This window comes from Corynebacterium sp. UMB2355A (assembly GCF_033877495.1).
Lineage (GTDB): Bacteria > Actinomycetota > Actinomycetes > Mycobacteriales > Mycobacteriaceae > Corynebacterium > Corynebacterium pseudogenitalium.
The window spans coordinates 583900-602136 of the sequence record NZ_CP138855.1; the positions used below are offsets into that span (position 1 = coordinate 583900).

At 51.8% G+C, this 18237-nt stretch carries 14 protein-coding genes, 1 tRNA gene and 1 pseudogene; 6 read left to right on the plus strand and 10 right to left on the minus strand.

The features are described from left to right. Positions 1-228 precede the first annotated feature (228 nt). Positions 229-302 (minus strand) — tRNA-Ile (locus R0V12_RS02845). 147 nt (positions 303-449) lie between these two features. On the opposite strand from R0V12_RS02845, the gene wecB reads away from it, so the two are divergent. Together wecB and wecC are read left to right on the plus strand one after the other, a co-directional pair. Continuing rightward, on the plus strand, positions 450-1607 hold the full coding sequence (gene wecB, locus R0V12_RS02850; protein WP_320072791.1) for a non-hydrolyzing UDP-N-acetylglucosamine 2-epimerase: 1158 nt from the start codon (positions 450-452) through the stop codon (positions 1605-1607). A 73-nt stretch (positions 1608-1680) separates the two neighbouring features. Continuing rightward, entirely contained in the window at positions 1681-2949 is a 1269-nt protein-coding gene (gene wecC, locus R0V12_RS02855; protein WP_320072792.1) for a UDP-N-acetyl-D-mannosamine dehydrogenase, read from the plus strand. 364 nt (positions 2950-3313) lie between these two features. On the opposite strand, the gene R0V12_RS02860 is transcribed toward wecC, so the two are convergent. Next, positions 3314-3634, minus strand: coding sequence for a hypothetical protein (locus R0V12_RS02860; RefSeq protein ID WP_320072793.1), 321 nt, complete (start codon positions 3632-3634; stop codon positions 3314-3316). A 200-nt stretch (positions 3635-3834) separates the two neighbouring features. On the opposite strand from R0V12_RS02860, the gene R0V12_RS02865 reads away from it, so the two are divergent. Together R0V12_RS02865 and R0V12_RS02870 are read left to right on the plus strand one after the other, a co-directional pair. After that, on the plus strand, positions 3835-4593 hold the full coding sequence (locus R0V12_RS02865; RefSeq protein ID WP_320072794.1) for a DDE-type integrase/transposase/recombinase: 759 nt from the start codon (positions 3835-3837) through the stop codon (positions 4591-4593). 18 nt (positions 4594-4611) lie between these two features. Further along, positions 4612-5283 (plus strand): annotated as a pseudogene (locus R0V12_RS02870) (integrase core domain-containing protein); the annotation flags it as partial. A 528-nt stretch (positions 5284-5811) separates the two neighbouring features. Here the strand turns inward: R0V12_RS02870 and R0V12_RS02875 are convergent. From R0V12_RS02875 to tagD, 3 genes are all read right to left on the minus strand, one after another. After that, positions 5812-6855 (minus strand): tetratricopeptide repeat protein, encoded by a 1044-nt coding sequence (locus tag R0V12_RS02875; protein WP_320072795.1) that lies wholly within the window; start codon positions 6853-6855, stop codon positions 5812-5814. A 10-nt stretch (positions 6856-6865) separates the two neighbouring features. After that, the gene (locus R0V12_RS02880; protein WP_320072796.1) at positions 6866-7108 is read right to left on the minus strand and encodes a hypothetical protein; all 243 of its coding nucleotides are present in this window, start codon (positions 7106-7108) and stop codon (positions 6866-6868) included. A gap of 102 nt (positions 7109-7210) precedes the next feature. Then, a complete protein-coding gene (tagD, locus tag R0V12_RS02885) occupies positions 7211-7606 on the minus strand; it encodes a glycerol-3-phosphate cytidylyltransferase (protein WP_320072797.1) in 396 nt (131 codons plus the stop codon). A gap of 302 nt (positions 7607-7908) precedes the next feature. On the opposite strand from tagD, the gene R0V12_RS02890 reads away from it, so the two are divergent. Further along, positions 7909-9804 (plus strand): glycosyltransferase family protein, encoded by a 1896-nt coding sequence (locus R0V12_RS02890; RefSeq protein WP_320072798.1) that lies wholly within the window; start codon positions 7909-7911, stop codon positions 9802-9804. 19 nt (positions 9805-9823) lie between these two features. Here R0V12_RS02890 and R0V12_RS02895 read toward each other — a convergent pair whose 3' ends face one another. The 5 genes from R0V12_RS02895 to R0V12_RS02915 all read right to left on the minus strand — a co-directional run bounded on the left by R0V12_RS02895 (position 9824) and on the right by R0V12_RS02915 (position 17549). Continuing rightward, complete coding sequence (locus tag R0V12_RS02895) at positions 9824-13090, minus strand: bifunctional glycosyltransferase/CDP-glycerol:glycerophosphate glycerophosphotransferase (protein ID WP_320072799.1); 3267 nt, start codon at positions 13088-13090, stop codon at positions 9824-9826. Between the two features lie 99 nt (positions 13091-13189). Next, positions 13190-13999 carry an ABC transporter ATP-binding protein gene (locus R0V12_RS02900; RefSeq protein WP_256020889.1) on the minus strand — a complete coding sequence of 270 codons (810 nt, stop codon included), beginning with the start codon at positions 13997-13999 and terminating at the stop codon, positions 13190-13192. After that, the gene (locus R0V12_RS02905; protein WP_320072800.1) at positions 13983-14876 is read right to left on the minus strand and encodes an ABC transporter permease; all 894 of its coding nucleotides are present in this window, start codon (positions 14874-14876) and stop codon (positions 13983-13985) included. The genes R0V12_RS02900 and R0V12_RS02905 overlap by 17 nt, the downstream gene beginning before the upstream one ends. A 96-nt stretch (positions 14877-14972) precedes the next feature. Further along, positions 14973-16496 (minus strand): glycosyltransferase family 4 protein, encoded by a 1524-nt coding sequence (locus tag R0V12_RS02910; protein ID WP_145945239.1) that lies wholly within the window; start codon positions 16494-16496, stop codon positions 14973-14975. A gap of 9 nt (positions 16497-16505) precedes the next feature. Beyond that, the gene (locus tag R0V12_RS02915) at positions 16506-17549 is read right to left on the minus strand and encodes a glycosyltransferase (RefSeq protein WP_320072801.1); all 1044 of its coding nucleotides are present in this window, start codon (positions 17547-17549) and stop codon (positions 16506-16508) included. Between the two features lie 433 nt (positions 17550-17982). On the opposite strand from R0V12_RS02915, the gene R0V12_RS02920 reads away from it, so the two are divergent. Next, positions 17983-18231, plus strand: coding sequence for a hypothetical protein (locus R0V12_RS02920; protein WP_070363455.1), 249 nt, complete (start codon positions 17983-17985; stop codon positions 18229-18231). Positions 18232-18237 lie beyond the last annotated feature (6 nt).

The window sequence follows — 18237 nt, forward strand, 5'->3', positions numbered from 1 at the left end:
GCTTAATCTGCTAATCAGAATAGACATCGGGGGTTTGCCAGCTAGCTGACAAACCCCTAGTCTTTGTTCCCACTCAATTACCTAGCGAATTCTTCCGCGTACGAAGAGCCAACCCCTTACACTGAAGAGACTTTGTGAGACTCCAAAAAACTCACCATACCTTGAAATTGGTCCATCAAGGAGCCACTACTTTACCCTCTACAGTTAGGAAACAGCGACGCGCACACGTGGGGCCAGCGGGGCTCGAACCCGCGACCAGCGGATTATGAGTCCGCGGCTCTAACCGACTGAGCTATAGCCCCTTCTTTGAACAGGGCTGAAATGCACCAGTTCCGGAAACACATTACAACATGCTCAAAGCAATTTGAAACGGCCCCTACAGTTGCTACCATCAAACAGTTAAGGTATCAGCAAATTCAGCAGTTTCTAGAGCCAGATAAGGAATCCAGATGACCCCTGCAAAGATCATGGTTGTCTACGGTACACGCCCGGAGGCCATCAAGCTTGCACCGGTCATTAAGGAACTGCGCGCCCGTGATGAGTTTGAAACGCTGGTCGTCTCCACTGGGCAGCATCGCGAAATGCTCGCCCAAGTGACAGAGCTTTTCGGTTTTCAGCCGGATATAGATCTCGGCTTGATGCACAGAAAGCAACCGCTGAACCGGATTATGTCGCGAGCTCTCAAGCGCCTCGATAAGGTTTTGAAAGAGTTCAAACCTGATGCACTCATCGTTCAAGGAGATACCTCAACTGCGGCATCTGCTGCCATCGCAGGATTTAACCGCGAAGCCAAGATCGTTCACGTCGAGGCAGGACTCCGCTCGTTCGACTTGAGTTCCCCATTCCCGGAGGAAGCGAATCGCAAGATCATTTCCGCGATCGCATCGCTGCACCTCACTCCGACGAACCGTGCGAAAAACAACCTCATCGCCGAGGGCATTTCGGAAGACGCGATTGTTGTCACCGGGAATACCGTTATTGACGCTTTGCTTGAGACTGCAACAAAAGAAAGCCGCTTTACTAACACCTCAGTTGAAGATGCGCTTCGTAACTTCGACCGCCGAGTCATCTTCACCTCTCACAGACGAGAAAATCTTGATTCGCTCGCCAAGATCGGAGTCGCGCTCGGAAATCTGGCAGAGCGCTACAGCGACACAGCGTTCTTTGTTCCCATGCATTTGAATCCTCGGATTCGGGAACGTCTCCTCCCGGGCGTTGAACATCTCCCAAATGTGGTGGCCACCGGCCCACTCCCCTACGACGAATTCATTCACCTGATGAAGCAGTCTGACCTCATTATCACCGATTCTGGCGGAGTGCAGGAAGAGGCACCAGCGCTCGGACTACCAGCACTACTAATCCGAGACACAACGGAGCGCCCAGAGGCCATTGAAGCCGGCGTTGTGAAGATGATTGGCCCTGACCCTGACACCATCATTTCGGAAGCCACGGAACTCCTCGACAACCCGGATGCCCATGCCGCTATGAGAAACGCAGTGAATCCTTACGGTGACGGCCACGCAGCTGAGCGGACCGCGAAGGCTCTCGGTGACCTATTCAGCCTCACAATCGATTCTCAGGCACCAGAGCTTCACTCATCGTTCTAGCCTCTTGTAGGTTCGGCAGGCAAACACGCTAAACTATCAACGGCATCACCCCACAATCCAGCTGAGGAGCACCATGACCGTTGATCGACGCGACCACTTCGACATTGCCGTAATCGGTCTCGGATATATCGGGCTCCCGACTGCCGCGTTTTTCGCATCCACAGGCCTGCAGGTCTTCGGGTACGACATCAACGCGGATCGGGTAGCGGCAATCGCGAAAGGCGAGGTCCCTTTTGTTGAGCCCGGTTTCGACGAATTGCTCAAGAATGTAGTCGAGTCTCAATCTTTGTCCGTGGGGACAGTGCTCAAGCCTGCAGATGTCTACATCATTTCTGTCCCGACTCCACTCTCCTCAGACAAGTCGGTCGATCCCTCCTACGTTTTCGATGCAGCAAAATCAATTGCTCCGCTACTCCAGGGTGATGAACTTGTCATTCTTGAGTCGACAAGCCCTCCCGGGTTGACCGAAAAAGTGGCAGATCTTCTAGTTTCTGAGCGCGCAGATTTTACGCTGACTCCTGATCAAACGAGCAGCATCTATGTTGCGCATGCACCAGAGCGCGTACTCCCGGGCAAAATCATGGAAGAAATGACAACTAACGCACGAATCGTGGGAGGCGTCAACCAGGCGTCTTCAGAGCGCGCGAGGAAGCTCTACGAACGATTCTGCCGAAACGATGTGCTCACCACGGACGCGCGCACCGCAGAGATGGCGAAACTCACGGAGAACGCTTTCCGAGATGTCAACATTGCTTTCGCAAATGAGCTTTCATTGATCTGCGATGAACTGGATATCGATGTTTGGGAGCTGATCTCCCTCGCAAATCGGCACCCGCGTGTAAATGTACTCCAACCGGGTCCAGGCGTCGGAGGCCACTGCATCGCAGTTGACCCATGGTTTATCGTCCATTCTGCACCAGATCAAGCCAAGCTGATCAAAACAAGCAGGCTAGTCAACGATTCCAAACCTGATTATGTACTTTCCAAGATTGACACTGCGTTAGCAGAAATCGAACCTAAATCTGAGTATCCGCGTATCGGCATACTTGGAATTACATTCAAACCCGATATCGATGACGTCCGGGAATCCCCCGCTCTACAGATTGCTCAGCAGATTGCATTGAAGCATCCAGAAACACACGTGGATGTTGTTGAACCAAACTTGAGTCAATTGCCACAGCAATTAAGGAGTTTAGCGAACATTCGTCACACGGACCTTGCAAAAACCGTAGAACAGGCAGACGTTCTTGTCGTCTTGGTTGACCACTATCAATTCCGCCTAAGTGCAAATGAAATCTCTCAACACCCTCACGTTATCGATACCCGGGGTCTAGTAGCTTAATCGCATCGACGCCGCTGAAAACTGCATATTTCTGGGTTGTGACCGGTTCATTAAAGCGAATATCCTAATTCATCTATGGATTGTAAAGTACTCGGAAATAATATATTGAGAATGGATAAGGACGACGTGTATTTAGCACCAAGCTGATATCCGTTTTCGACCGCACCACAGGATCTGCCAATCGTACTGACAGTACTCTTCAAACGTAATGTAAGATACACCTTCTCGCTGCATCAATCTTCAACTTCCCTTAGCCGCCGTATGGGCAACCGTTATGCCAATTCCCTGCCTGTATACCACGCCACGTGGTACTCTTATCAGCTAACCAGCAAAGTCACGACGTCAGCAGTACACACCCATATCCTTAACTCAAGTTGATGAGTTCAACTTTCGGGTAGTTATCCTTAATCGTTGCAGTATAAATCCCTACGGTTCTGTTAGAACTGCAGCTAAACAAATAGACATCTTTCCCCATCATTGCCGCTGCGATAGCGATATAGACACGGTCTGTATAGATCGCAGAATATCTATTAAGCATCTCAAAAATCAAAGCCGCTGAGCTCATCTGATTTCCGTACGGAGATAGGTCAAAAGAGTACTTGCAAACATCTTCCAGACGATCGCTGCACCCACCGTCCTTGCTGAAGAAAAATCCGTCTCCCAATGCAGAATCTAAACGAGTCAATGTGGCGCGAGGGTATCTGTTTAGAAGATTGAAATGGTAGCGGCGTGGTGAGTATTCGGTTGTTATGTGTCACTACCTTTTGCACGCTTAAAGTCATGACAGTGTGCACGCTTAAGGTCATGACATTGTTTACACCTAATGTCATGACATTGTGCACAGTTTCGTGACCTTTTATGCTGTGTGTCGGGCACAATCGGATAATGAGTAAGGCAATTCCTCCGGAGATTCGCCGGAAAATTATTGAGTTCGATCCCTTCGACGGTCACGGTCTATCTATCACCGCGTTTTGCGAACAGTTGAAGATCTCCCGCCGCACGTTCTACAACATCCGTGCCCGATACGATGAGGAAGCAGGTGCCGCGTTGCATCCGCATTCCAGCGCCCCGATCACCCCAGCAAGGACCTACGACGAGCACGTGACCGCAGCACTGCTTGTGATCCGGAAGCGTTTGAAAACCCAGGGCTGGGACTATGGTCCCATCTCCATTCGGTTTGAAGGTATTGCATCAGGAGAGCTAGCAGATCCGGTGCCGTCCGTATCCACGATTGCTCGCCTGTTGCGTGCGGCAGGAGCTGTGGAATCAAACCCGAAGAAACGCCCCAAGATCACCCGTGTTCGTTTCCAGCGTGGTCAAGCCATGCACATGTGGCAAATTGATGGGTTTTACTATCGCCTCCACGACGACAAACGAACACCTGTCACCATCTATCAAATCATCGATGACGCTACCCGCTTCGATGTCGGTACCTGCGCCTATGCGGCACACGAAAACTCTAAAGATGCCACAGATGCTGTACGCAAGGCCATTGCCACCTTTGGTGCCCCGCATGAACTTCTCAGTGATAATGGGGCTGCTTTTAACCAGCTACGCAACGGTGTTGTTGGCCCCTTGGAAGCCTACCTGGCATCGGTTGGGTGCTTGAGTATTTCCGGCAGGCCACGCAACCCGCAAACTTAAGGTAAAGACGAGCGTTCACACCGCACACTGTTTAGATTCTTGGAGGCACACAAACCAAAAACACTGAAGCAGTGCGAGGTGCTGATCGATAAGTATCGAGATCAATACAATAACCGGCGCCCACACCAGGGCCTTCCAGAGTGTGTCACCCCGGCCACAGCGTGGCACCTTGTTGGGGTTGTGCCACCTCAAGACCCGATCCCACTGGAGGTGCTAAAGCAGAAAGCAGAAAACTACGCGCTTCAACGTCGTAACGCTTACCTCACCTCAGGGGTTATCCGCCAGGATGAAAAACCACCACGTCCGAAACGAAACGGTGGAGTCACAGGCTATTCATGCCCCAGTATTGCTGACTCAGATGACAACGGTTTCGGTACAGTGACTGTCACTGAAGCTAATCAGATGGTGTTTTTCCAAGGGATGCGCATTGCTGTTCCCCGATCGATGAGAAACAGAAGTTTCCACCGCACAGCCACAGAAAGCGAACTTGGCTTTTGGGATGCCGAAGACGGTGAACTCGCTTTGTCGATCCCACTTCCCGTGGTCGCTATCGCAAAGACAAAGGCATACATCAACTCCTACAACATCAAAGGCGTGTGGATGAAGGATCCACCCAAACAATGGCGTATCAAACACGAAAAAGCCCAAAAACGATTCGCCACCATTAGCCCAGACAAACTACTCCACTAAAACACGCAGGACTGTGCACACACCCATGGGACACAGTGTGCACAACCTCCTGACACCCAGTGTGCACAACCTGATGACACTCAACGTGCACGAGGTGCTGACACTTTACATGGTGAGTATCGAGTAACGCTTTAGGAGAAGATTCTTCTGACCGCGTGGCAACAGGGCACACGGCATCATCAGAGGAGTCCTATCGCGACTGATTACCAGGCCGTGATGAACCTTGTCTTACAAGGCTGGTCCGTCCGCCAAATCTGCTCGACTGTGCGATGCTCACACACCACAGTCCAAAAAGCGCCACACAATGGCGTCACACCAAATCACACCCCAGGAACAACTCGCCGGTATCACCGACGAAGAAATGACCACATGGTTTGTTGATGGCCGAAGTGTAGCCCAAGGCGACTTCGTACCCATCGACTTCGACGCAGTGACCAAAGCACGCACCGCGCGCAACAAAGTCCCCCTCCAAGTCTTGTGGGGCCGCTACACCACCCAACCAGCCCACCCATCCCAGCGTTACTACAGCTACGAGCGCTTCCGCCAGCTTGTTGCCGAACACGTCGACGCTACAGGAATTACCGCACGCATTATGTCGGCCGCAACTTGATACGGTCCTTTTCGTACCGCAGATTCAGCCAGCGCAAACCTTGCGGGGCTTGGGCCAAGCGGCAAGAACCCATAGTTTCGCTGGATGCGTTCATTACTGTGAGCACCCTTAGACACCCGACAGCGAACTAATTCTTGCAGTTCATGATGTGATTTCCCTTTGAAAAGATTCGTTACGATCCGTTCAAATCCCCATTGATCCTGTTTGTCAGATGGCTTTATTTTGAAGTAGTCAGCATACGCACGCATTGCGTCGGCATATCGTTCCAGACCGTAGTAAGCGCAAGCTAACCGATAGGAGTACCAATGTCCCCGTGGGTTTCCTTGCTTCCTCAAAGCATCTTTGTAAGCTAGGGCGGAAAGCTCGAGATCGCCATCGCGCTCAGCATTGAGCCCAATTTTATAACTCATACGTGCATCATGAGAGTTAGAAAAAGCCAACTCCGAATAAAGCTCGGTAGCTTCGGAATACGCATGTAGCCGTTCTTTCAAGTTTGCCATTTCGGCCACAGCAATATCTGAGCTCTCATCACCCAAAAGCCCACTTGAAATCACTTCATAAGCCACTAGGTCACCGTCAGACTTACGGATCTGTTTTACAGCCGATTGAAACTCCTTCCCTTTAGGGAAAAGCTTTAAATACTCCTTGTACGCGTTCCTCGCGGCGTCGATATCACCAAGTCGTCGATAAGATTCAGCTTCAATGTACTTGAGATTTGGCGTATTCTTCTGCTTCTCGCCAATGCCCTCCATTGTCCTGAGCACCAACTCGTAATCCTTCAGCTCCCAAGCGGCTCCAGCTGTGAGTTCAAACCACTTCGCGGTGTCGTGTGCCTCCCCACTGTGTGCCGACAGCACTTCGAGTCGCCGCCACGCTGGATCCTGACGATGTATTGCCGCAAAGAGCTCTGGAGTGTATCCACCTTGCGCTGCTAAGCCTTCCCCCAGCCTTTGCATGATCATCGCTTGTAGTTCAGGTTCTTTTAGATTTTTCGCGACTTTTAAGGCTCTCAGCTAGTTCCGTTATCGAACGATAGTCTGCAACAAACGCTGAGAAGATTGATTCCTTTTCCTCGACAAGATCCAACTTGTTCGCCAAAATAAGCAGACGCTCCAGAACCGCAATAGACCGCCGATTTTCAGGAATTTGGTTATAGAGCTGATATGCAGAAGCCCAGTTCTTATCCGCCCATTCGCGCAGCTGCGTACTGAACAAGTTTTACGCCACGTTGACTAGTGGTTTTTCCAGCTATAGTTTTCCCGGCAAACTCAAAAACGCGAGCAGAGAAGTCGGATTTAGCCACAGATCTTCGTCTCCTTATGAATTCTTGTTGAGCTCTTGTTTAATCTGAGTAGTAGAAATATCAGGAGTGCGTGGCAAATAAATTACTTCGCATTTACCCTCTAGTTCGGAGTCAAATTTTCCAACCCAATCGTCGCCCATCACAAATACATCGATCTTAAGGTTCTCGACGTCGCGTGCTTTTTGCCCCCACTCTTCCTCCGGCACAACGAGATCGACATAGCGGATTGCTTCTAGCATCCTGCGGCGTCTCTCATACGAAAAATAGGATTTCTTCCCTTTTAGTGCATTAAACTCGTCAGTTGATAGAGCAACTACGAGATAATCACCTAATGCTTTCGCTCGGTGTAAAAGTTCAATGTGACCATAATGCAGAAGGTCAAATGTTCCGTACGTTATTACGCGACGCATACAAGTCCTCAATCAGTGTCCTGCTCGTACTTTGAAAACTAACGCAACCAGGTTACCACGCCCTTGCTAAAAGGTTTACATACTGAATCTCCCGTGAGTGCTTCATTAAACTCTCTAAGCTTCGGCGTTGAGGGACAGAGGCATATATCTATACCAGCAGTTTTGAACGAGTAGACTCCTAAAGCAACCGGTCACCGGCGAATCAAAATTTCTTTTAGCCTAAATGGTAAAGCGGCAATCACAATTAAGGAACTGTTCGTATGCTCTCTCACTTTCCCCACACAATTCAACGTGCATCCACGATGATTCGCCAGATCAAACGTGGAAACATCAACTACGTACTAGCGAAACTTAGCAGTGAGGCTCGCCAGTTAGGCGATCAAATAGTTCCAATGAAACGCAGTAGCCTTCAAAAAATCACGCATTTGCTACAGCAAGACACCTCTTTCTTCGACCCGCTCGCTTCAAAAACTTTCAAGCCAAATCCCGAAAGACTCCCAACATCGCACATAACTGGCGCCGTGATCCTAGATGATTTTTCGATGTTCTGCTGGAAAAATGAATTTCAAGTAGTCAGTCCGACTCCAGACAACTGGAAGCAAGTGCTTGAAGGCACTAGCATCGATTTTCTATTTGTGGAATCTGCTCACGCCGGCAACAGTGGCGCTTGGCGAAGTCGACTAAACAAAGCTGATTCAGCAGACCCAGCTCTGAGTGAAATGCTGGACTGGTGCAAAAAGAATAACGTTCCCACCGTCTTCTGGAACAAAGAAGACCCTGCACATTTTGATGACTTCAGTACCACCGCGTCGCTGTTCGATTACATCTTCACCACCGATTTGGACATGGTTGAACGGTACCGTGAGATCGCGCCGGATGTTGTCGTAGGAGTCATGCCGTTTGCGGCTCAACCTGCAATTCATAACCCTGCTCGTAACCAGCCAAATATGCCAGGTATCCGGGATAAGCGTTGGCAACGTGGTGATATTGCTTTTGCGGGCACTTACTTCAATCACAAATATCCGGAGCGCCGCCAACAGCTCGATCTCCTCCTTGAGGCAGCTGACACCGCGGCGTCAAAGAACGGCTTCAACTTCTGCATCTTCTCTCGGCTTGGAAACGTGGACAAACGATACCGTTTCCCGAAGCAGATGCGCCGATACATCGTAGGGAGCTTGCCACCGGAGCGAATGCTCTCCGCGAACAAGGAACACAAAGTGTTCTTGAACGTGAACTCAGTGGTCACTAGCCCTTCGATGTGTGCCCGGCGGTTATTTGAGCTTCCAGCTAGTGGTGCTGCAGTCGTCACTACCCCGAGCCCAGCAACAACGAATTTTTTCTCTCCCGATGCTTTGGCAGAGGTGCAGTCTGTGGAAGAAGCTGCTGCAACAATCACTACACTGATTAATTCTCCCGAGTACCGCGAAAAAATGGTGCACCGCGCTCAACGAACCATTTGGAACGAACACTGCTACAGTCACCGAACAAAGCAGCTTTTCACTGCTATTGGGCTTCAAACCCCTTCTCGCTCGTCCGGCCTCGTATCAGTCATTTGTTCATCCAACCGGCCAGACAATATGCCACATTTATTGGGTCAGTTTGCAAGGCAGTCAATAGAAGAGCGAGAACTCATCCTCATAACACATGGCTATGAACTGAAGCAGGCGCAGCTAAACGAACTATGCCTCAACCTGGGCATCGACCCTTCCAAAGTGACAAAGTTGGAAGCACCTCAAACTTGGTCGCTCGGTAACTGCTTGAATGCGGCAGTTTCTCAGTCGAGCGGAGACTTCATAGCTAAGTTCGACGACGACGACTATTATTTGCCGCACTACCTCGAGGACATGCGCAATGCAGTGATGTACAGCGGGGCTGATCTCGTTGGGAAACAAGCTGCATATGCCTATGTAGAAGGATTAATGTCCTTGTTCTACGTCGACCTGACCAAGAACACCTGTGGACCAATTTCGTTGCAGGCCCCACTCTGTTCGGACCACGCGAAACTTTTGAGCAAAACCCATTTGAAGATAGAACCACCGGGGAGGATACTGCCTTCCTCAAATCGATACTCGCAGCCAATGGACACATCTACTCTACAGACCGGTTTAACTTCATCCAGGTGCGTGGCAACAACCACACTTGGAAACTCTCTGATGCAGAGTTCACTGCCCAAGGTGAAGTTCGATCATTTGGTTTGAATGAAGCGCATGTAGAAGCTTAGGTCTTCAACATTTGAATTATCCAGGTTTCTATCTGCTCAAGATTCTCAAGCACAGATTTTTGAATCGCAGCTTTCTGAGCTGATTCATCAGAGTTAGACTGCGTGGTTTGCATCAGCGCCATCGCAATTTCTGATTCAAGCTCCTTGGTGGTGAGTGCAACTGGTCGCCCAGAGTCATAAGGCCAATCGCTATAGAACCCGCGCTCTTGAGTTTTGTACGCCTCTAAATCCGGTGCATACACAATCGATGGCTTACCAGTGAGCGCGTAGTCAAAGAAGATTGAAGAGTAGTCCGAAACTAGTAGATCTGCAATGGCAAGAAGCTCCTCCACACACGGGTAGGAGCTGACGTTTTTCACGTTCTTGCCCTTTTTGTGCACTGCCTTCATATGATGGCCGCGAACAAGCACTACCGCGTCATTATCTTTCGCAATCCTATCCGCTGGAAAAGTTAGATCCTCGCATAAATAACGCCATGTAGGAGCCCACAAAATCACTCGCTTGTCCGGAGGAATATTCAGCTCCGCTTTGATGCTTGCTGTTTCTTGCATCGCCCGAGCAAGAGCAAGGTTCCTCGGGTACTCTCCTTTCAGTACCGGGCCTGTGTAATACGCAGAACCTGCAATCCGTTGAGCTGCTTCATCGGACTGTGCGAGCAACAAATCCCAGTCACTTGCCTGGCGCTTCATCAAACGCCTATATGAAAGACCAACAAAGTTAGGGTGTGCGTCAAAGAGCAGCCGCTTGATAGGCCAACCATGCCACGTTTGCAACCAATGCTGACCCGGTCGCTTCCGAAACCACAGAGGGAAATTGTCGTTTCCGACAATAACTTTGGCTCGAGTAAGTTTGTCGTACCAAGCGTCACTGCCGGTGATCACCGGAATGGCACCCGGGGGAACCTCTGTGTCTTCATCACGAACAGATACCCAAAGCGGGACATCAATATTTCGCCCAGAAAGATATTCGCAAATCGCACCAGGATTGTCAGCCGTGTTCTTACCGCTAAAAGACTCGAAGAAAATTCCATCGATAAGGTCGTGTTCTTGGCTTGGAATTCCGTGGTAGGTCTCCCATCGAGTAGCTTTCGATACTTGATCTGCAGGCAAGATATACACGGCAGTGGTCCCGTTCTCCCTGGGTACAATGCGAACGGACCGCGCAGTTCCCTCAACATAGATATTGCTATCTAGTTCTCCAGGTTCAACTGATGCCCTTGCAATGCGATTCGAACTGAAGATGGACCAACGCAGAAAATATGAAGTGGCTTGTACTTGGGGGAGATCAAAACATGCTCGAAAGGTTCCCTTCTCCCAGGTAGTTTCTGCTTTTAACGTCTGCTGTGAGGACCTCAGCCATACCGAAGGGTGCAACGATTCTGAGCTGCAGCGCCCTGTAAGAACCAGTCGGCTGCCGTTGATTTCCGCAGAATCCAACACTACCCGTACTGCTCTTTGATCAATATAGGCAATGCCTTTGCTGTCTGGACGGATTTTCACAGAAGCACAGGACTTGAGCGATTGCTCGCTCACCACGCCGTACTCTACACGTACGCCGTTTGACTCTAGCGGAATCTTCTTTGACCGCCCCAACAGCGCACGGTACCCAGTTGGCCACATTGCGTAATGCAATTCCGAGACATCCGTTTCACCGTGGACCCTCCAATTACTGGTGGTCCAACTCGTCAGCACGGGAGTTGTCGAGGCAACTTCACGCAGTTGTAGCAGGAACCGGGCACCGCCTGCGTCTCGCTCAGACGATACTGTCCAGCGCTGGCCGCCTCTGAGAGCTCCTGGTTGCTTTGTCGCTGGCTCTCCACTGTGTTTAACGTATGTTGTCGAAGTCAGTCCATTCCAGCGTGCTTCCACGGCAATGGATACGCGCTTTTTATTGTTGAGGTCTACGACGAGTACGAAAGAGTCGCCATTCCTGTCGAACCATGGGTCCTGTACTGCGGCGTTATTCCGCGAGTCCCCACATTTCTTTCGCTTAAGTAGTACGCGGTGTTCTTCATCTCCGTTTTCCACAGCGAAAAATAAAAGCTCTACCTCATCGCTGTTCACACCTGCCATGAATGCTCTGACTTGAAGCTCCACGTTATTTGCGCCGACCCAATGGACTTCTTGGATAATGGCATGAACCGGTAGATCAACAACACGAGCTCGCAGGTAATCCTCCGGTAGTCCTTCAACAGTTGGGTGGCAACCTGATGCCAGCACCCCGTTCGATTCGAACGCATAGGAGTGCTTTAGCTCCATGCGGAGCCCAATTTCGTCATCAATATCTTGGTCGCCGCCATGCGCAAGCATCCAAAACAACAATCTGTGTTCAAGTGGAATACGCTGCATAACCTCGGGAAAGTCGCTAGCCCAACCCGTAATATCGCGAGCGAGTGCTCTCATGGTTTCGCGGTACGGATCCCCGTGTGGTTTATGGGGCAAGTGAATTGCAAACATATGCAAATCTCGCGCGATAATCCGTTCAAGCATGAACTCCAACAGTTCACGCGGGGCATCCCCCTCCTTTGCTTCCTTCCACATCATTCGTGTGATAGCAGCTCGATCTCGAACGTCTCGCAACGAAGTCTTCACCGTCGAACGCGATGTACCAGCAGAAGCCAAACGCCACGAATACACATCTCGCTTCAGCACATCGAATGAAGTTGCTGCACAGATCGCTCGCAGCACTGGAGGTTGGTCCTCATAGTTCACGTCCTCGGGAATTGGTCCGACGCGTGTATTCCAGAAGTCGGTGCGGAAAATCTTGTTCCACAGCACTGGTTCCTCAAACGCCTGAGGAAACGTTTCCGCAGTCGCATTTGCTAAATCTTCTCGGTGCGTCGCCTCAACAATCTGGGGGCGCGAAACCGAGCTGCCCTTATGGCGAACGTACCCACCAAAGACAAAGTCACTTCCCGTTGTTTTCAACGAATCAAGCATTGAAGAGTACGCACCTGGAAGCACGATGTCATCAGCATCGGCGAAAGTGAGAAACTCTCCCTGTGCCTGCTGTATCGCGAGATTGCGAGCCGCACCGGGGCCACGCCCTTCACCGTCGATGATCTTGATCCGTTTGTCGAGCAGCGCAAGCGAATTCAAGATAGCTCTGGAAGCATCGGTCGATGCATCATCGACTACCAGAATTTCGAGCTCATCGATGCCTTGTGATTGAACCGAGTGTACCAAGGTCGCAATCCAGCGTGCAGCGTTGTGACAAGGGATAACCACGCTGAGGATCGGAGCCTTTGCCGCCTTCGTATGCACCCAAGTTCCCGCGTGGCGAGCCTGCCTCAGCCACGCGCGCGCATCATGCGCATACGAAAGCGCTGTCCGGATGTTTCCCAATCCCACTCGTGTTCTCCGCTACTTAAAAACAATGTTGGGGCTAGAATATCCCAACCGAACCTGTTCGATGACTTCGTCCGCGGCAGCGAAATCATTCGCCCCTTTCAGCTTGACCCACTCTTGGTACTTTGCCGAAACCCCCTCCACGTCACCATCAGCGATGATCTTTCCTTCGTGAATCCACACTCCCCGATCACACATTGCCTCCAGCTGTTTCGGTGAATGCGAAACAAGTAAGACGGTGCCAGCACTATCAATCAACGCCTGCATCTTTGCTTCTGCCCGTTGTGCGAACGCCGCATCGCCAGTAGAGAGAGTCTCGTCAACGATGAGAATTTCGGGGTTCGTTGCCAGCCCAATCGAAAATCCCAGGCGTGCTCCCTGCCCGGAAGAATACGTGTTCATCGGACGGTCGATCGCATCTCCAATATCAGCCAGCTCGATGATCCCAGGGAATGCAGCCTCGGTTTCTTCAGGCGTCATCCCCATTGCAAGGCAGCCGATCCGAATGTTCTTCGCACCAGACAGTCGCGGCTGCAGCGCAGCACGCACGCCCATGAGCGTCGGTTGAGATTTCACTCGCACTTCACCGCTCGACGGCCGCTCAGCCCCAGCGATGATCCGCATCATGGTCGACTTCCCAGAGCCGTTTTGGCCGAAGAACCCAACCGACTGCCCTTCATACATCACGAGGTTGATGCCATCGAGTGCGCGAACTGTGTCCCAGCCGAAGCGCTTTTCCTCAGACTTCACTGGGTAGTCCATGGTGATGTTCTGAAGCACGATCGAAGGAACCATCGCGCTGTCGTTGCTATTTGACTGTGACATAGCGCTCTTCCGCCCTCCAGAAGAAAAGGAATCCAACAGCGAAGGTAGCAAACGACCATATAATGATCGGCCCCCAGAGATCCATCGACGGCACCTGACCATACATAACACAATTACGAGCGGCCATCAGGAACTGGTATCCAGGATTATTTTCCATGACGTCTTTCAGCACCGGCTGGTGGACAAAACGTTCAACGGAGAAGAACACACCGGAACTGTAGAACCAGAAACGCTGACCCAGGCGGAAGATAATTTCTGCGTCCGGATAAAAGGCGGTGACACGTGCAACGATGAACATGATGCCCGTACCGAAAATGTGCGCCAGGAAGAAAAGCGGAATGAGAAAGATGATCGTCCAGTGCAGCGGCTCATGGATCTGCGTTAGCAAGGTAAAGACCGTCGCAACTCCCACAGGTAGCATCGTCGAATAGAAAAGCCGCAAGCTCTGCGAAAGCACCAGCGCCGCACGTGGAAACATGAACGACTTGATCAGATTCTGCTGCTTCTTCACCAAATCATTACCGTCAGTGATGTATTTCTGGAAAATCTGGAAAACCGTGACCCCAAGCACCACATACCCAGGGAAATTCTGAATACCGTTACTCGTGCGAATGATTAAACCGAAAATTACGGCGTACATCATCGCATCAATCAACGGCGAAATGATAAGCCAGACTTTGCCCATCCAGACGTCACGCGGCGTGCGAAACGCCTTCGCGGTGGCATCTGCGTGCAGGAAGTAGCGTCGCTGCCAGATCTCAGCAATGTACTGCCCGATAGGCGGCCGCGCTGAGAGCTTTTTCAACGACGACGTATCTACAACGACAGTGTTGGAAGGCTGGTGATTCTCTTCGTCACTGTTCGTATCAAGACTCATCAACAATCCTTCCACTGGCGGTGCAACAACTCTCCGTCATTCAAAGCCTAACTGTTACAGCTTAGTAAGCACGCAGTAGCAACGCTATTTTGTTCACTACCTGTATAGCGCGGCGTATTCCTGCGCTACAGCGGACCACGCCCTCGTTCGCGCCCATAATGTACGCCTTTCGTCATGTTCGAGGCTTGCCGCGACGCGGATTCCCTCCGCCAACGACATCGTATTCTCCGGTTCCACGTACGTTTCTATGCCACCTGTTACTTCGCGGAGCGCGGGTAGATCAGAAGCAACAACAGGAATGTCGAGTGCTTGTGCCATCACCGATTTAATAGGAGTCACGTTCCTACACACGACAGTGTCCTTGCGCGGCACTACGAATACGTCGAGCGCCCCGTACCATTTGTGAATGCTGCTCGCAGGCTGTCGGCCGACGAAACGCACTCGCTGTTCAATGCCTAGCGCTTGAGCCTGTTCCTTCAGCCGCTCCAGCGCTACCCCATCTCCCACTACGACACCAAAGAAAGACTCATCGAGCTTTGTGAGTGCCTCGAGGAAGTACTCCAGGCCTTCGTAGTCGACAACTGCGGTGATGGCTCCCACAAGCGTCTTGCCCTCGGGAAGGCGTAGCTCCCGGCGTAGTTCAAGCTTCGAATCGCGGCGCTGGAACGCGTCATCGGGCACACCGTTCGGCGCAACCACAATCTTTTCAGCACTAATTCCGCGCTCAATCAGAGACCGTTTTGTAATCTCGCTCAGTACCACCACTGCAGCTGCCTGGCGAGCCGCCTCGAGTTCCTGGCGGTGTGCCGCTTGATAGTACTCAGATTGCTTCGCAGTCTCGCGTTTGTCCGTTGGTTGCTTTGAAAGCCATGTTTGTTCCGGTGCGCCCCGCATCTCGTACACCCACGGGATGCCGAGCCGTTTTGCTGCGCGACTGACGATCAAGGCATTTTCAAATCCCGTCGTAGTGTGCAGTGCTTCAGCACCGAACTTCCCTGCATACCGTACTAGCTGTCTTACAGCTCGGTCTTGCTGTGTAAAAAAGGAGTTCGATGGCCACAAGGGCAGCATCCGAAAATAATCAATGCCATCGACACACTCACATTCATCCGTAGCAAGCTTGCCGACAACATTTGGATAGCCATACCGCGTCGCAGCTGCTACCTGAATGCCCGCGGACTGCATACATTCCAGCACAGCGTGGCTTCGCAGCGAATATCCCGCGCTCGTGTGCGGCAACGAGTTTGTGAGGTAGTGAAAAACACGTTTCGCTCCGTGCAGCGGCAAAGATCGTTCAATGTCCTGGTACAGCTTCGCCCGCTCAAACTCATAACGTTGGCGTGTCAGCCGGTGACGCCGACTGCCTGCGAGCACGTCAATGGCTTCCGAAAAATTACCAGATTCGAAGGCACGCCGAGCAGCCTTCGCGGTGTCTTGTAGATCATCGTCCTGGTTCGAAAGCACACGACGCTGCAGCGCAGGACCCACGAACTGAACATGTTTGAGTCGCTGCGCCACGTTGCGCGCAAACGCATCAGCGTCAGTTCTGCACTGCTGCGCGATAAATCCCGCAGTAAATACGACCTGGCGCAGATACACACCTTTGAACAATGATTTCACGGTACTGCCTTAGTTCGAGAGGGCGTCGAGAAACTTCTGTAGCGCAGCTGGACTCGCAACGTCTCGTTCGTGAACCACCCACTGAGCCGCAGTACTCGGGACTTCCAATTGCTCCCGATTATGAGCCAGCCGTACCCAGAGTTGTGCCAGCGCCTGTGGGTCTTCCGCGGGCACTGTATGCCCTGCGTGCAACTGTTCAATCAAGCGCGCAGGTTCACCCTCCACTGCCCCACTGATATGAATCCCAGCTTCCATAAGCTCGTATGTTTTCGAAGGCACTGCACGCTGTAGTGGCGCCCAATCAGCAAGATGCACCAGGGCAGTATCAGCCCAGGCGTAGTACTGCTCGAGCGCATCTGCTGAGGTTCTAGGCAAAATTTCGATATCGGCGTCGAGTTCCCGTGCTTGGTTTTGTAGAGCTTCTTTGGTCACCCCAGCACCGATAAGCTTCAAGTGCACATCAACGCCTTGTCGGTGGGCTAATTCTGCTGCCTCGATCGCATTGCCAAGTTTCTGGGCTCGACCTAACGTGCCGGCGTACAACACATTGAGATACGGGCGGTCGCTCTGCACATGATGCACATGGGTTGCATGTTCCCTTGAATATGCGCTTTTGACTGGAAACACATTTCGCACGGTACAAACGTTCACCGGAACGCCTGCGCCTCTGCGAGCTAGCTTTGTCTGGAGCTGTTCCCCCAAATCATCGGCGGTAACAATCACACCGGCGGCGTTGCGCAGCGACTTTTTCAGCAGGTGCGAAACGATCGCGATCACAACCTGCTTTGGCCCCTTACCAAAGATTCGTTCCCGCCACGAAGATTCACCCAGTCCAGAGTTCCAGTCATTCGAGTACTTCAACAAGTCCGGCCAGGCATCCCGCAAATCAATCACGTACAGCACCCCAAGCAACTTCGCAGCAAGCGGAGTAATAAAAGCAGTAGGCAGCGCCGGAACCGTGCCGATGACGAGATCAGGCGTCGCCTCCTCCGCCTTATAGCGCTGTTTGGCGACTTTCAGCAGCGTCGAGAGCGCAACAAATCCTTGGTTCAAAGCCTTCGCTGTCAGCCCGGAGCCACCAGATAGATACTGTGTCCGAAAATCCGCTCCCCCGATGGACCCCACTCGACTTTGTTCACCCCCCGAATGCGGCGCCGAGTGCGCACTCTTGCATCCTTGGCGCGTTCCGCCCAATCATTCACGCGATTGTAATGCGGCGGTGGCGCGATGACACTGACGGAATGCCCCTGCTCGTGCAGCATCTCAGTGAGCCACGTCCACCTCCGCTGTGGGACCCCATTTTCTGGCGCCCAATAATGCGATAGCACCAAAATACGAGCCAACTTCATTCCCTTCTCACAGAGTGCACCAACAGTCATCGCAATATCGGCGTGTGCCTTGGCATCCAGGATAACGGTTAGCTTTCTTAAAACCTTAATTGTGGCAGTACTGAAGCAAGATCGTAATCCTCTGTACTATGGCACCCATGATTCAATTCGTTGTCGGAGCAGCCGCCGGGTACGTGTTCGGCACGAAAGCCGGGCGCAAGCGCTATCACCAGATTGTCAACGCCACGCAGAAAGCGGTGAACTCGCCGGTGGCCAAACAGGTGGTGACCTCCACCCGCAAAGCCATCGCGAACAAGATCGATCCGGAGCCCCGCATGCGTGAGATCAAAGATCTACGAGGCAAACGGGGGCACCAGGATCAAATCTTGGAACCGGACGAGGACTAGCCCCGG

Excerpts from the sequence above, each read along its gene's own strand:
- wecB (WP_320072791.1), top strand. The coding sequence starts at position 450 with ATGACCCCTGCAAAGATCATGGTTGTCTACGGTACACGCCCGGAGGCC.
- wecC (WP_320072792.1), top strand. The coding sequence starts at position 1,681 with ATGACCGTTGATCGACGCGACCACTTCGACATTGCCGTAATCGGTCTC.
- R0V12_RS02865 (WP_320072794.1), top strand. The coding sequence starts at position 3,835 with ATGAGTAAGGCAATTCCTCCGGAGATTCGCCGGAAAATTATTGAGTTC.
- R0V12_RS02875 (WP_320072795.1), bottom strand. The coding sequence starts at position 6,855 with ATGATCATGCAAAGGCTGGGGGAAGGCTTAGCAGCGCAAGGTGGATAC.
- tagD (WP_320072797.1), bottom strand. The coding sequence starts at position 7,606 with ATGCGTCGCGTAATAACGTACGGAACATTTGACCTTCTGCATTATGGT.
- R0V12_RS02890 (WP_320072798.1), top strand. The coding sequence starts at position 7,909 with ATGATTCGCCAGATCAAACGTGGAAACATCAACTACGTACTAGCGAAA.
- R0V12_RS02900 (WP_256020889.1), bottom strand. The coding sequence starts at position 13,999 with ATGTCACAGTCAAATAGCAACGACAGCGCGATGGTTCCTTCGATCGTG.
- R0V12_RS02905 (WP_320072800.1), bottom strand. The coding sequence starts at position 14,876 with ATGAGTCTTGATACGAACAGTGACGAAGAGAATCACCAGCCTTCCAAC.
- R0V12_RS02920 (WP_070363455.1), top strand. The coding sequence starts at position 17,983 with ATGATTCAATTCGTTGTCGGAGCAGCCGCCGGGTACGTGTTCGGCACG.